Genomic DNA, 13045 nt, shown 5'->3' on the forward strand with positions numbered 1-13045 from the left:
ATAATCGGGCGGATGGATCCTAAAGATATAAAAAGCCTTGCCTTCGGTGCCCGGGAAAACGGCACTGTCGAATTGGACAGTTCAACCCTTGCCGGATTGAAAAAAATGCCGATCGATATTTTTGACAACGTTTATCTGGGAGAAACCAAGCCCGATGCATTGATTTTGTGTATCGATGTGCGCGGTTTCAGCAATTTTTTATGTTCGCACGACGAAAAAGTCGTTTTTTCGCTCATAACGTCGTTTACGTCGAATTTCCTTTCGTGCGTAAATCAATTCGGTGTCGGCTGTTCCTATTACAAACTGCTCGGCGACGGCGCCCTCGTCATTTGGGACAAAACCGACGCCAAAACTTTAAGCGAAGCCATTACCGTCTTTGAAATGTACACCGAATTTACGCGCGACGAATTGTTTAAGCCCTACCCCGAACTCGGCTTGGGCGGCGCCCTTGTAAAAGAAGAAGTATACAAATACGAGATTTCGGCCGAAGCTTCGCTTTTAAAATACCGCGATTATGTCGGCTACGGCATAAACCTCGCATGCAGGCTTCAGGGGCTTGCCGCAAAATCAAAGCTCATTTTGAACGAAAAGCTCGTAAACCTGAACGTATTTAAAACGTCCGCAAAAGACACGCCGACTCTTATGGAAGAACTGGCGCGTTTAAAAGGCATCAGACCCGAAGATAAAGAAAAAGTATATTTTTATACGGGGATCAAACAAAACAACGCTTTCGGAATTACGAAACACAGCTACGACCGATAGTCCGCGGTTTTTTGGTAAGCAAGGCGCTCGCTTCCGTCGGCAAGAAAAATTATTCCGCAATAGGTAAAGCCGTGCTTTTCCAGCAAATGCCGCATGGGAATGTTGTCCCGGTGCGTGTCGATCCGTATGTTTTGAACGGCGGCAAAGCACCATTGCAGGCAAAAAGCGGCAATTCCGCACTTCGGCACGGCGACCGCAAGCCGGTGAATAAGGCCGTAGGGTTCATCGTTCAGCCATGCGCCGCGTATGGACGCATAAGAAGGTTCGTTTTCCACGGCAAAATAAAAAGTACCCGCAATACAATCGCCGGCAAGACATACGTAGCTTGAACCTTTTTGCATGTCGCGCGCAAGTTGATCGCGTCCGGGATAGCCGTTTTTCCATTGGCCGGGATTTCCCGTACTGCGCATGTAAGCGCGCGCCGTTTCGTATATGGCAAGAATTCGCTCCGTGTCCGCCGGCTGCGCTTTACGTATCGTTTTTTGCAAATCCGTCATTTAGCGAACAAATCCAGATTTTCTTCGATTTCGGCCGTAAGATCGCCGTTTTTTACGAATTCGGCTTTCGCGTCCTTTGCCTTTGCGGCCGCTTTTTCTTTATCGCCGAGTTCGTGCAGCGAGTATGCGTAATGATACAACAGGTTTTGCCGCGCCTTACCCGATTCTGCATACGTCTTTAAGCACGCCTCGAAAAAATCCGGCAGCCATTTTTCCGTGCCGGCATTAAAATATTCCCGCATAATCATTTGCGGCGCGGCGGGATTTTCGGGTGCAAAGGCAAACAGTTTTTCGGAGGCTTTTAAAGTTTCTTTTTTATTTTTTTGCGCCGCATACAAGGCGATTGTTCTTTGCACAATCCGGTAATCTTTGGGGAAACGCTTTTCGGCGGTTTTAAGAAAGTTTTCGGCCTTTTTATAATTCTTCAAACCGAGGCAGCTGTCGGTACACACGAGGTACGAGTCTGACTGATATTCGGGCTCGTCTTTGTATCCTTCAATGCTTTTTTCCGCATATTGCAGCGCGGAGGCAAAATCATTCTTTCGCAAACAAATTGCGCCGAGGTTAAAATAATCGTTCACGGAAAGCTCAAAGCCCGCTTCGATTTTCTTTTTATATATTTTTTCGGCATTCGTTAAGTCGACACTTCTATAATACGCGAGCGCCAGCACGCTTAAAGAGTGCCCGTCATAGCAGTTTTTATCGAAGGCTTTTTGCAAATATTCGATTGTCTTTTGTACCAGTTCTTCTTCGGACAAAAGCCATTGATTCCGATAGCGTAAAAGAACGTCATCGTAATACAAGCCGAGCGCGTAATTCAAAACGGGCTTGTCGCCGTTTTTCTTTTTAAACTCTTCGACGGCTTTAACCGGATCGAACATTACCAGCGAATAGGAACCGCCTCCCGAACGCACATCGTAGAGCGTTTCGCCTTTTTTAAGATTTCTAAATGCGAACATTTGATGCATCATGCTTTGAGCAAAATAATTGATTGCAATTTCGATTTTTTTTGCAAGTACGAATTCGTCATCGAGCGCGTTGAGAGCCCCGAACGCCGATTCATATTGTTCTTTTTGAATAAGGTCGTCCGCTTTTTTAAGCAAAACTTGCGTATCGGCCGGAGCGAGGTCATACGGACTTTTTTGCGCAAAAACGAGCGCGGCGCACAACAAGGCAAAAACCGCCGCAGCGAATCTTTTCATAGTATACTCCCTTCATAATAATATTCGGTACAAACCAACCACACATGGACCGCCGTATAAAAGCGCCCGGCTATAGCGTAACACTGTTTGAAGTATAGCGCAACGAAGAACGGCTGTAAACGGAAGTGTGAGAAAGCGGATGGATGCCCGCATTTTCATGCGCCCCGTTTGCGCGGCGCTTTAGAGCAGCAGCATGTAAATGATTGTTCCGCCGAAGATGCTGATCATGGCGTTCCCTTTGTATATATGCGCCGCAACGGTAAAAGCGATTGCCGCCAATGCGGGAAGGAACGACGAACGCTGCGAAAAATCGATATCCTTTAAAGTGTATAAAATAAGCAGCGTGATAACGAGCGGCGGAAGATATTTGCCGATGTAGCGGAATAAATCGGGTGCGTGTCCTTTCGAAAATAAAACGAATGAAAATGCTCTGGTGCAAAAAATAATCAGCGCCATAACCGGAATCGCAATAAAGACTTCTTTCAGCGTAAGCATAAGCCTTACTCCCCTATTTTCTTTTCGACCGGTTTGCGCAGCAGCACTAAAAGCGTCATGCCCAAGGCAAGCGATGTTACCAGCATTTTTCCGGGACCGAACACGACAAGCGCAATTACGCCTGCAAAAACGCCGATCAAAGGCGGCCACGGGTTCTTAGACGTTTTAAGCTGATCTATAAGCAGTACGATAAACAGCAGCGTAAGGGCGAAATCCACTCCTTTGAGCGGAAAAGGAATCCATACGCCCAACAGGGCGCCGAGCAGGCTGCCCAGTACCCAATAGAACTGATTCAGCGCGGCGACCGAAGCGTACCACTGCCCCTTCGAGGCGTTGGGCGGAACGGCGGCCGATGTTAAAAGCGCGTAGGTTTCGTCGGTCAGCGCGAAGATTAAATACGGTTTGTATGTGCCCGTGCCGGCAAATTTCTCGGAAAGAGAAAGTCCGTATACGATGTGACGTATGTTTACCGCAAGCGTCGTCAGCGCTATGGCCGGAAGCGAAGCGCCCGACGCGAATAAGCCGACCGCCGCATATTGTCCCGCGCCGGCATACATTATGATGCTCATAATCGGAGCCGTATACCACGGATAGCCTGCCTGAGTTATCATAAGCCCGAACGGGATTCCGATCGCAATATATCCGAAAAAAACGGGAAGCGTCAGCTGCACCGATTTAAAAAAAAGTCCGCGATCCATAAGCGGAAGTATACCACGTTTTATTTCCCTTGACCATAAGGTAAAAATATGGCACACTTGCACGCGGAGGTGCTGCCGATGGTTGCGCTTATTGTAGGTTTACTGCTTATAGCTTTTACCGTAATTGCCGCCCTGCCGTCCGTATTGGGCTGGGGACCGGAAATCGTGTTGTTTTTAAAGGGTTTTCTTCCTTTCTTTACCGCGTTCGTGGGAATCATCGCACTGTTTATCGGGATTGCCGATATCAAAGATAAAAACGAAGCAAAAAAAGAAGAAGCGGCGTCGAAACAGCAGGAATCCAAGACCGAATAAAATTGACGCCGAATAAAACGGCGCTTGACACGGCATTGCAAAAAGTGCTATCATATAACTCCCGTATATCTGTGTTTTTTCCGTATCAGTATGGGTTTGCTCGCCCGATGCGGAAAAGAAGCGGTTTACCGGATGCACGGTTGCGCCGCTTTGAAGATTTTTTATGTAAGGTATATTCATGAAAACGATTTACATTAATGAAAAAGACTGTGTCCGAAACTGGTATCTTATCGATGCCGCAGACAAACCGCTCGGACGCGTTGCGGTAAAAGCCGCTTCTTTTTTGCGCGGCAAAAACAAGGTTACGTTTACTCCGAATCAGGAAATGGGTGATTTTCTCGTCATTATCAATGCCGAAAAAGTTGCCGTGTCCGGTATGAAATTCCGGGATAAAATGTACTATCATCACAGCGGCTATGTCGGCGGCATGAAGGCTCATAATTTCGAAAAGACAATCGAGCGGCATCCCGAAGATCCGCTTATGATTGCGATAAAGGGTATGCTTCCGAAAGGACCTTTGGGACGGAAAATGCTTAAAAACGTAAAAGTATATGCGGGATCCGAACATCCCCATGCAGCCCAGCATCCTCAAGTTTTGGAAATATAATTAGGAGTCTATTGTGATAAAGAATCTTGCAATCGGAACAGGAAGAAGGAAAACCGCCGTTGCCCGCGTTTTTGTCCGCGACGGCTCGGGCAAAGTTACCGTAAACGGAAAGGATCTGGACAAATATTTTGCGACCCCCGAACAGGCGAAAATCGCACGCCAGCCGTTAATGGTTACCGCGAGCGAAAATAAATACGACATTCTTATACACGTCATCGGCGGCGGTTTGAACGGTCAAGCCGGAGCCTGCCTGCACGGTTTGGCTCGCGCATTGACGCAGATAGACCAGGCGAATTATTCCGCCTTAAAAGCAAACGGTTTTCTCACGCGCGATTCCCGCATGACCGAGCGCAAAAAGTACGGTCAGCGCGGCGCTCGCCGAAGATTCCAGTTCAGCAAGCGTTAATTTTGACCGTCAGTTCCGTAGAAGAAGGCCCCGGAGGCTGTATAAAAATTATCACTTCCGACGGGCTTTCTTTTTTTATGCGCAGCGACTATCTGCAATCGGTAGCGCTGCAAGATATCCGCAGCGGCACCTGCTTTACCGAGGATGAGTCGGACGATATTGTTCAGGCGGGCTTTGCGTTCGCTGCGGAACGACAGGCGCTTTCGTTTTTGAACCGCAGCGAACACAGCCGCTACATGCTCGAGTGCAAACTTGAAAAAAAAGGCCATGCAAAACAAGCGGTAAAAAAAGCGCTCGATCTTTTGGAAGGGAAAAAACTGCTCGACGATTTGCGCTTTGCGCAGGCATGGCTTCACGATCGGCTTATAACAAGGGCCGAAGGCCCCCTGCGCTTGTCGGGCGAACTTGCAAACCGCGGCGTAAAGCGGGACCTTATCGATAAAGCGCTTGCCGCCCTTTTTGAGGACGTGAGTGTCGACGAATTGTTCGTTCGCGCCCGCACAAAGTTGGAGCGCGCGGGAAAAAGCGGCAAAAAACTCGAAGACGCTCTTATCCGCAAAGGTTTCGATCTTCGCAGCGTACGGAGTATTCGCAGCATAGGGGATGAAAGTCAATATAATAAAAAAACGGATTGACTGCGGTTTTTCGGTTGATTTTATCGGTAAAAAAAACTAAAATGGATCCGCAGGGTCGGGAAGGAAAGTTCATAAAGCGAGGTTACAATGTCGGGAAAAACACGTAAGACAATCATTTATTCGGCTTTGGAAGTTGCAAATATTTGCGGAGTTGTAAATCAAACGGCCATAAATTGGATACGCAACGGATACCTTACCGCTTTTAATACCCCCGGCGGACAGTATCGGGTTTATCTTGACGATTTAATCGATTTTATGAAAGAACGGAACATGAGGATTCCGGACGATTTGTTGAACGCTGCCGGCCGAAAGGTTCTTTCCGCCAGTTTTTTAATCGTAGACGACGATAAGGGCTTAAATACCGTGTTGGCAAAATTCCTGCAGCGGGAATTTAAAGATGCGACCGTTTATCAAGCCTTCGACGGTTTTGAAGCGGGGACGCTTTTGGCGAATAAAAAACCGTCATTTATTATTCTCGATTTAAGTTTGCCCGGTGTCGACGGTTTTAAATTATGCAAGAAAATACGCGAATCGGCCGATTACGGCAATCCCTTTATCTTTGTCGTTACCGCGCTGAACGAAGACGGGTTGGAAGCAAAGGTTAAGGAACTTGGAGCAAACGAATTTTCCCGCAAGCCGCTTAACCTTACGAATATGGCGGCCATGTGCCGAAAATACTTCGGCACCGATTAGTCCGATTTATCAAATTTTTTTTAAGCTTTGTTTTTTTCCTGCGCTTGTCGTACCAAAGGCAAAAGATCTTGCGGCCGGTTAGATATGAGACCGGTTGCGCCCTTGTCGAGCATGCTGCGGGCAATTTCCGTTGAGTCAACCGTCCACACCCAGCTTTCTTTTTTAGCCGTGCGATAATCTTTCCAACAGGGTTTTAACACGTCGGGATTGCAAAACAACTTTCCTCTTCCGCCGCGTATATAAAAAGGCGCTTCGGGATTGCTGTCGTATATGAGCGACACGGGAATGGTTGAACATAATTTTGCAAAATAACGGACGGCGAGCGGGTTAAACGAAGATACCAAAAAGCGGTCGGGATTTTCGGGATGCTTGCGCAGTTCTTCCTGCAGCACTTCATATGTTTTTTCGGTAACGGGTTTAACATTCATCGTATCGATTTTTATTTCGATATCGACGTAGGTTTCGGGGCCTAAAAGTTCGAGCACGTCGGCTAAAAGCGGAATGCGCTCGCCGGCAAATTCGGGCGAAAAGGATATGCCGAAGTCATATTGCCGAACTTCTTCCCACGTCATCCGTTCGACGTCTTTATCCGGTGCGTCCTGCACGGTTTTGCCGTCGTACAGTCTTCCCGTGCGTTTAACCGATTCGTCGTGAATGACGACCAGTTCGCCGCTTTTTGTTAGGTGTACGTCGAGTTCCACGCCGGGAATGCCCAGCTCTTTAACTTTTTTGAATGCCGCCATCGTATTTTCGGGCGCCAAACTTGAAACTCCGCGGTGCGCAAATAAAAGCGGCCGTTGTGCATTCGGTAAAATATTTTTTTTATGCATAATGTAATTCTCCGTATGGCTATTATACCGAATTTGAGGTATACTTGTTAAGTATGCAAATCTTACAATAATTTGCAATAATGTTTACTAAAAAGTGAGGACTTCTCATGGTTGCTGAAAAGAAGGCGGAAAGTACGGGATTCGGAAAGTATCTTCCCGTAACGTTTTTAATCGGAACGGGATTTTTTACGATGGGGTTAATGGATCCCCTGTACGACAGTTATGTAACGATTTTTTTAAGTAAATTCATTCCTTTTAAATGGCTGGTCGGAATTTTTATGTCGCTCGATAATATTTTGGCGATTTTTTTGATTCCGGTTATCTCGGCATTGTCGGACAAAACCCGTACGAAAATCGGCCGCAGAATGCCGTGGATAATCGTTCTTTTGCCTTTATCGGCCGTCATGTTCACCTTTATTCCGTATTCGGCACAGCATTCTTTAAGCGCGCTTATAATCGTGCTTGCCTTATTGAATTTATTTAAGCAATCGGTGCGCGGTCCGGTGGTTGCCTTAATGCCGGATATCGTTCCCGCCGAATTCCGCTCGCAGGGCAACGGCGTTATAAACACGATGGGAAACATCGCCGCGATTGTCGGAACTTTGTTTTTGGCGCGGCTCATGGACGTCGATACGGTGCTGCCGATTATCGGGCGCACAAAAGACGTACTCGCCTTCCCCGCTGCGGGTATTCTTGTCGTGCTTGCAACGCTCATGCTTGCAATCTTTGTGCGCGAAAACCGCAGCGCTCAGGATTTGAGCGTTCCTTCCGAAGATGAAAAACGCGTTCCCTTTTTGCAAGCGATGAAAACGGTACTCGCCGGCACAATCGATAAAAAAACGGGCAAAAAAGACAACAGCGCTTTATTGGTTCTTTTGTCCCTCCTTTTGTGGTTTTTGGGCTATTCGGGTATGGTGCCTTACGTTGCCGAATACAGTATAAAAACCTTCGGCGTATCGACGGGGCAAGCGCCCTTTGCCGCCGGCATGGTCGGCATCGCGTCGGCACTGTCGGCAATTCCGATGGGATATGCCGCCGGAAAATGGGGCAGAAAGCGCATGATCCGCATTTCGCTTGCCGTTATCGCGTCCCTGTGCGTGTTCCAATTCTTTTTGTCCGAAATTACCGGATTTTTCGGTATAGGCGGCGGCCAAATTAAATACGTGTTTTGGACGGGAATGTTTATATTCGGTATTTTTTGGATTTGCATTATCGCCAATTCCTTTCCCATGCTCTGGCAGATGGCGGGCTTTTCGCACATCGGTTTGTATACCGGTTTGTATTACACCTTTTCTCAAGCGGCCGCCATTCTCGCACCGTTTTGCGCCGGTCTTATTATAGACCTTTTGGGCTACAGAGCGGTGTTTGTATATTGCGCTTTCTTTTTTGTGATGGCCTTTATAACGATGGGGCGCGTTACCCGCGGCGAAAAAAACGATTCATAGGTTGAAAGGCGGGCTGGCTATATCATAAAATAAAAAATATCGAGGACGGAGTTCGCCCGCATGCGTCGCGGTTGAGCTTTTAAGGCAAAATAACCCGCGAATAACGCTCAAAGCGTCTCGCGGTCGTAACTCCGTCCTTTGATCGTTTTATTATAAAAATATATACCCCGCCTTTCCATACGGCGTTGGGGCGGAGTTCGCCCGCACGCTATGTAGGGATTTCTACGGCACCTGCGGGGCGAATGCTCATGGCGAAAACGGGGCTTTTTTGTCCCGTGCCCGCATCATAGCCGAGCGCTTTTTCCATGTATGACGTGTACGCGCCGCACAGCGAACGGGGAATAAAGGCTTGAATGACGCCGGCAAAGCCTCCGCCGTGTACGCGGCATGCGCCGGCATTATGGATGCGGATAAAATGTTCGGTAAGCGCGAGACACACGGCAACCGGCTGGCTTTCGGGCTTGTCGGCAATGCAGATATTTTGGAGCCACTTCCACGACGAATTGCCCGATTCGGTAATCAGATTTAAAAAGGATGTAAAATCGACCGTTTTAAGCGCGCGTACTTCTTTGTCGACGCGTTCGTTTTCTTCAAAAAAATGAAAGGCCCGCATAACGGCGCGGTCGCCGCAGGTTTTGCGTATGCGGCACAGGTTTTCATAGACTTCTTCAAAACTTGTGTCGCGAAGATGTTCTTTTCCCAAAGCGCGCGCAACCGACTGCATTTCGGCGGGAATGGCCGAATACGCTTCGGATAAGTCGGCATGGCCGCTTCCCGTATTTACAATCATCAGCGCATATTCTTCTTTATCAAAGTCGAAGGGAATTTTTTCTATAAGCGGCTGCGCGGGATTTTTAAAGTCGATAGCGATAAGGCTGCCCAAAACGCAGGCCGTTTGGTCGAGCATGCCCGACTTTTTGTTCCAATAGCGGTTTTCGGCAAAACTGCCGATTGCAGGAAAGGCCGTAAGCGGAATTTTACCGCCGTTAAAAAGATTGTTCAAAATAACGCAGATAAGCATTTCGAATGCGGCGGAAGAACTGACGCCCGCAGCGGCGATGACATCGCTCGTAAAACAGGCTTTAAAACCGCCCGTTTTATAGCCGGCGTTTTTAAATCCCTGCACAATGCCGCGGATAAGGGCAGCCGAGCCTTTTTCCTCACGAGGCGGATTGTCGGCATCCGTGCAGGCCGCACCTTTTTGCACTGCCTGCGCTCGCTCGTCGTCGCTGCCGCCGATGTTTATGCTGTAATCCGCGTTATAACCGGGATCGTATACGTAAACGGTATTGTCGTCGGTTGCGCGGACGGCGGCGATGCAGTCCTGCCTGATACTTGCGGCCAACACTTTGCCCAAATTGTGATCGGTATGGTTGCCGCCGATTTCGCTGCGCCCCGGCGAACTGAAAAAACGCAAGGATGCAAAATCCGCGTCTTTGTCGCCGGTTCCGTAGCGCCTGTGCCATAGTTCGGCCAAAGCGTTATAGCGCTTTTCTTGAGCGGCAAGAACGCTTCGGTCGGTTCCGTATAAAAGCTCGAATAATTCCCGTGAAAAGCGAATCATACTTTTTCTCCGCACTTTTTACGCATTCATTCGCATTCAATATTCATCTTATTGATTGCCGTTTTGCCGATTATCCTGATAATCGATTATCGGTGATAATAATATGCCGGCAACGGCAGATCTTCCGGAATGCCCGAAACGCGCTTTACCGAATCGGCAAGTTCCGCTTCGATGGCACTCTTTTTTGCAAAAAACGATGCGCCCCGGTACAGATAGTCCGAAACGGTTTTTTTGCGTTCAAACCGAAAATGCTTTACCGACACGTCTTCGTTTCCTTCAACCGCATCGAGCATGTTGTCGACGGCATTTTCGTACGTGTCGACATAGTCGATTAAACCGTTCGCTTCGGCCTGCGCCGCGGTATAAATACGGCCGTCGGCAAGCGCGCGCACCTTTTCGATTTTCATGTTGCGGCTTTGCGATACGATATCGGTAAATTGATCATAGGCTTCGTCGGCAATGCCCTGCATAATCGCCCGGTGTTCTTCGGTCATCGGACTGTCTATGTTCAGCATGTTTTTATTTTTGCCGGCGGTTACGGTCGTCATTTTTATGCCGTATTTTTTCATAAGTTCGGTTAAATCGACCGACGTGGCGCTTATAACGCCGATTGAACCGGTGAGCGTGTTGCGGTTCGCATAGATGACGTCCGCCGCGCAAGCTATGTAGTAGCCGCCGGAAGCCGCCAAAGGCCCCATGTACGCCCATACCTTGTTGCCGGTGCTGTGCTTATAGTCTTCCAAAGCGAGGTAGACTTCGTCGGATTGATACACGCCGCCGCCGGGAGAATCGATGTACAGCAAAATCCCGCGGTTTTTTCGGTCGCGGCCGAGTTCGTCGATCGTATCCAAAATCCAATTTTGATTGTACGTTTCGCCCGAGTCTTCGATAACGCCTTCAACGTGCAAAACCGCAATGTATTTATCGAACGAAAAAGAAGAAAAATGCAAAGCGCTTTGCCGTATTTTTTCCGGCAAAAAAAGCCGGCCGCCGTGCTTAAGCGGTATGGGCGTAATAAAACTTCCGGCGTTTCCCAATGCGGCAATTTGAATTACCGCACCGGCTATTGCGGCGAGGATCACAAAGCACAAAACAATTAAGCCGGTTTTCGCTTTTTTCGTTAAGCCGTTTTTTCGCTTTTGCGGATATAAATCGGTCATTATACGTTCCCGATAAAACCGGAGGTACCGAAATCTTCGGGTTTAAGAACACCGCGGTCGAATGCGCTTTGTTTGAGGAAGCGATATGCGTTTACCTGCGTCACGTTAATGTAGGGCGTGAGCCACAAATAGCCGATGTATAAGGTCAGTGTGCTTAAAAGTGCCCAGCCTATAAAACTTAAACCGAGCACGAATAAATCGCCCTTATAGCCCTTGGTCATCGCAATGCTTAAGCGCATCGCTTTTCGTACCGAAATATGCGGATTTTCGGCGACGATAAAAAAGGTTTGCGAGTAGGCCAGCGCTTTTACGATTCCGGGAATAACAAAAAGGAGCGACCACAAATACGTCCACAAACTATACCACAGGCACGCTCTGAATCCGCGCCACCACAGGTTAAAGCTTTCCAAAAAAACGGAAAAAGGCGCGTTGCCTTGCCGCGCGGTAAAAACGAGGTAGTATTTTGCTTCGGCAATCACAAAAACGCCTATGCCAAGTATTACAATCGGAAAAATAATCAACGGAATAAGCGATGCGTTTTCAATGTTTTCATAAGCTTGTTGATAATTGTAAACTTCTTCATAAGCGGAATAATATAGTGCCATCGGAATGATAACTATACTCAACACTATTCCCGTAACCAGCGTTATTAAAACGGGGGTTGTCCAATGCCCTTTCAGCTGCGCTTTTGCCAGCCGCTTAAACTCCTGTCGATCAAACATATCCACTCCTATAAAAAGTTTTGCAGAAAGCGTCAGCTTCCGAAAAACTTTTTAGCAGCGCTTTCGCAAACGAGAGTTGAGAAAGCGCAATAAATAAACGAGTTTACAACGTAAACTCGGAAACCGCCAAGGATGGCGGCTAAATCATACAGAAGCGATATTTTGGCTTTGCCAAAATTCGCTATAAACAGATGTACAAGGAAGTACATCTGTTTATGCCGGCACTTTTTATCGCCACTCCTATAAAAAGTTTTGCAGAAAGCGTCAGCTTTCGAAAAACTTTTTAGCTTTAAGTAATTCACTGTAATACATAGGTTCAATCTGTTCAAGTGGAATTCCGTATTTTTTTAAAAGCTTTTCGAGCGCAAGGCGCGTCTTTTTTATGCGGTTTTCGTCGGCCGTTTCGGCAAGGATTTCCATTTCCAAAAAGTCGCCCAAGGGTTCCACCGTACACAGTTCGATGAGCGCATCGCCTTTTTCCCACTGCATGCTTTTTTTGTGCTTTTCGTAAACGGCTTCAAAGCCCGCTTTGTGCAAAAATCGCTCAAACTCCGCGCGGTCGGACACGGCAAACTCTTTTTCGTCGTTTACTTCGAGAGCGGGATTTTCTTTGCAGATGCGGCGCTTTTGCTTATACGTAACAAGATGTCGGCACGTTTTTTCTTTTGCCGCCGTTTCCGTGCATTCGGTTCTGATGCGTACGGTAAGGGAATTTCCCGCGTTTTTTTCCGCCGGCATTTTTTCGACGGGACAGGTTCTTCCGGCGTCGCCTTCGGGGGATGCCGTTTTTTTATCCGGCCGCATCGTTCCGGCTTTGCCGTTTGCGTCGATTGCAGCATCCCGCACGAAGGCGGTTAGCCGCCAATAGGTATCGTTTTTTTCGGCCGTCCCCAGATAGCGGGCATCCGCATTCAGCTTGGGGATAAGTTCATCCCGATTATAGACGTGCGCTTTTAATTCGATTTCGTACATCGGTAACAGTATAGCAAAAAAACATTTTTCGGTATACAAAACACC

16 protein-coding genes are annotated in these 13045 nt (G+C 47.9%); 7 read left to right on the forward strand and 9 right to left on the reverse strand.

Going from position 1 to position 13045, the window contains the following annotated elements:
- Positions 1-12 precede the first annotated feature (12 nt).
- A complete protein-coding gene (locus HMPREF9194_RS08675; protein WP_016525998.1) occupies positions 13-762 on the forward strand; it encodes an adenylate/guanylate cyclase domain-containing protein in 750 nt (249 codons plus the stop codon).
- Here the strand turns inward: HMPREF9194_RS08675 and HMPREF9194_RS08680 are convergent.
- The 4 genes from HMPREF9194_RS08680 to HMPREF9194_RS08695 all read right to left on the reverse strand — a co-directional run bounded on the left by HMPREF9194_RS08680 (position 750) and on the right by HMPREF9194_RS08695 (position 3654).
- Positions 750-1259, reverse strand: coding sequence for a GNAT family N-acetyltransferase (locus tag HMPREF9194_RS08680; protein ID WP_016525999.1), 510 nt, complete (start codon positions 1257-1259; stop codon positions 750-752). The genes HMPREF9194_RS08675 and HMPREF9194_RS08680 overlap by 13 nt on opposite strands.
- Entirely contained in the window at positions 1256-2461 is a 1206-nt protein-coding gene (locus HMPREF9194_RS08685; RefSeq protein ID WP_016526000.1) for a tetratricopeptide repeat protein, read from the reverse strand. Before HMPREF9194_RS08685 ends, HMPREF9194_RS08680 begins: the two co-directional genes overlap by 4 nt.
- 180 nt (positions 2462-2641) lie before the next feature.
- Positions 2642-2956, reverse strand: coding sequence for a branched-chain amino acid transporter permease (locus HMPREF9194_RS08690; RefSeq protein ID WP_016526001.1), 315 nt, complete (start codon positions 2954-2956; stop codon positions 2642-2644).
- Positions 2957-2961: 5 nt separating this feature from the next.
- The gene (locus HMPREF9194_RS08695) at positions 2962-3654 is read right to left on the reverse strand and encodes an AzlC family ABC transporter permease (RefSeq protein ID WP_016526002.1); all 693 of its coding nucleotides are present in this window, start codon (positions 3652-3654) and stop codon (positions 2962-2964) included.
- A 78-nt stretch (positions 3655-3732) separates the two neighbouring features.
- Here HMPREF9194_RS08695 and HMPREF9194_RS08700 point away from each other — a divergent pair, with 78 nt between their 5' ends.
- The 5 genes from HMPREF9194_RS08700 to HMPREF9194_RS08720 all read left to right on the forward strand — a co-directional run bounded on the left by HMPREF9194_RS08700 (position 3733) and on the right by HMPREF9194_RS08720 (position 6307).
- A complete protein-coding gene (locus tag HMPREF9194_RS08700; RefSeq protein ID WP_016526003.1) occupies positions 3733-3966 on the forward strand; it encodes a hypothetical protein in 234 nt (77 codons plus the stop codon).
- A gap of 178 nt (positions 3967-4144) precedes the next feature.
- Complete coding sequence (gene rplM, locus HMPREF9194_RS08705; protein WP_016526004.1) at positions 4145-4573, forward strand: 50S ribosomal protein L13; 429 nt, start codon at positions 4145-4147, stop codon at positions 4571-4573.
- A 16-nt stretch (positions 4574-4589) separates the two neighbouring features.
- Positions 4590-4979, forward strand: coding sequence for a 30S ribosomal protein S9 (gene rpsI, locus HMPREF9194_RS08710; protein ID WP_211209581.1), 390 nt, complete (start codon positions 4590-4592; stop codon positions 4977-4979).
- 2 nt (positions 4980-4981) lie between these two features.
- Complete coding sequence (locus HMPREF9194_RS08715; RefSeq protein WP_051127878.1) at positions 4982-5614, forward strand: regulatory protein RecX; 633 nt, start codon at positions 4982-4984, stop codon at positions 5612-5614.
- An 87-nt stretch (positions 5615-5701) separates the two neighbouring features.
- On the forward strand, positions 5702-6307 hold the full coding sequence (locus HMPREF9194_RS08720; RefSeq protein ID WP_016526007.1) for a response regulator: 606 nt from the start codon (positions 5702-5704) through the stop codon (positions 6305-6307).
- Positions 6308-6327: 20 nt separating this feature from the next.
- Here HMPREF9194_RS08720 and HMPREF9194_RS08725 read toward each other — a convergent pair whose 3' ends face one another.
- Positions 6328-7137, reverse strand: coding sequence for a glycerophosphodiester phosphodiesterase (locus HMPREF9194_RS08725; RefSeq protein ID WP_016526008.1), 810 nt, complete (start codon positions 7135-7137; stop codon positions 6328-6330).
- Between the two features lie 107 nt (positions 7138-7244).
- Here HMPREF9194_RS08725 and HMPREF9194_RS08730 point away from each other — a divergent pair, with 107 nt between their 5' ends.
- Positions 7245-8582, forward strand: coding sequence for an MFS transporter (locus HMPREF9194_RS08730; RefSeq protein ID WP_016526009.1), 1338 nt, complete (start codon positions 7245-7247; stop codon positions 8580-8582).
- A 208-nt stretch (positions 8583-8790) separates the two neighbouring features.
- On the opposite strand, the gene HMPREF9194_RS08735 is transcribed toward HMPREF9194_RS08730, so the two are convergent.
- The 4 genes from HMPREF9194_RS08735 to HMPREF9194_RS11950 form a co-directional block, all read right to left on the reverse strand.
- On the reverse strand, positions 8791-10146 hold the full coding sequence (locus HMPREF9194_RS08735; protein ID WP_016526010.1) for a galactokinase: 1356 nt from the start codon (positions 10144-10146) through the stop codon (positions 8791-8793).
- Positions 10147-10232: 86 nt separating this feature from the next.
- Complete coding sequence (gene sppA / locus HMPREF9194_RS08740; RefSeq protein WP_016526011.1) at positions 10233-11306, reverse strand: signal peptide peptidase SppA; 1074 nt, start codon at positions 11304-11306, stop codon at positions 10233-10235.
- Positions 11306-12028 carry a DUF975 family protein gene (locus tag HMPREF9194_RS08745; protein WP_016526012.1) on the reverse strand — a complete coding sequence of 241 codons (723 nt, stop codon included), beginning with the start codon at positions 12026-12028 and terminating at the stop codon, positions 11306-11308. Before HMPREF9194_RS08745 ends, sppA begins: the two co-directional genes overlap by 1 nt.
- Before the next feature lie 264 nt (positions 12029-12292).
- Positions 12293-13000 (reverse strand): CYTH domain-containing protein, encoded by a 708-nt coding sequence (locus HMPREF9194_RS11950; RefSeq protein WP_016526013.1) that lies wholly within the window; start codon positions 12998-13000, stop codon positions 12293-12295.
- Between the last annotated feature and the right edge of the window lie 45 nt (positions 13001-13045).

The sequence above is a fragment of the Treponema maltophilum ATCC 51939 genome (assembly GCF_000413055.1).
Lineage (GTDB): Bacteria > Spirochaetota > Spirochaetia > Treponematales > Treponemataceae > Treponema_C > Treponema_C maltophilum.